The 505-nt window shown below is 67.3% G+C and carries 1 protein-coding gene; it reads right to left on the minus strand.

Annotated features, from left to right (window positions below):
- Positions 1–505, minus strand: a 505-nt coding sequence (locus ACKGJN_RS16910; RefSeq protein WP_409540750.1) for a sugar-transfer associated ATP-grasp domain-containing protein, incomplete at both ends; no start/stop codon positions are given.

Below are 505 nucleotides of genomic sequence, written 5' to 3' on the forward strand. Positions count from 1 at the left end.
CGGATCGAGGAAGGTCACCACGCGCACCGTGTGGAGCACATTGGGCGCGATCCTTGCCAGTTCCGGGTGGGGCGCCACGCGCCGCTGCACGAACATGCCGCCGTGGCGGCGCTGGCTTTGGCAATGGTCCCAAAGCGCCTGGGCATCGAGGGTGCGGCCGTCCGGCAGTGAGCGCCAGGCGGCGGTCTCCGGGACGCGCTCACCGAGGCTGATCACCCCCCGACCCATCAGGCCGCCGATGGGCTTGAAAACGACGTCGGCGATGTTGTTGGCGGCCATCCATTCCGCGAGGGCTTGCGCACTGTCGAGGTTCGGCACATCGAGGTCCGCCCCTTCAGCCGAGAGGGTCGCCAGGATCTCGGGTACCGGCAGTCCGCTGGCGAGGGCGCGCTTCTGGAACTTCAGCTTGTCGTCGGTCAGGTCATAGAACGCCGGATCGTTTACCGGTGTCAGCATCTTCCACGGCTGGAACTCGCCGATGTAGGTGCGCTTCACGTCGCGCGGC

The organism is Gillisia xinjiangensis (assembly GCF_046298265.1).
Lineage (GTDB): Bacteria > Bacteroidota > Bacteroidia > Flavobacteriales > Flavobacteriaceae > Gillisia > Gillisia xinjiangensis.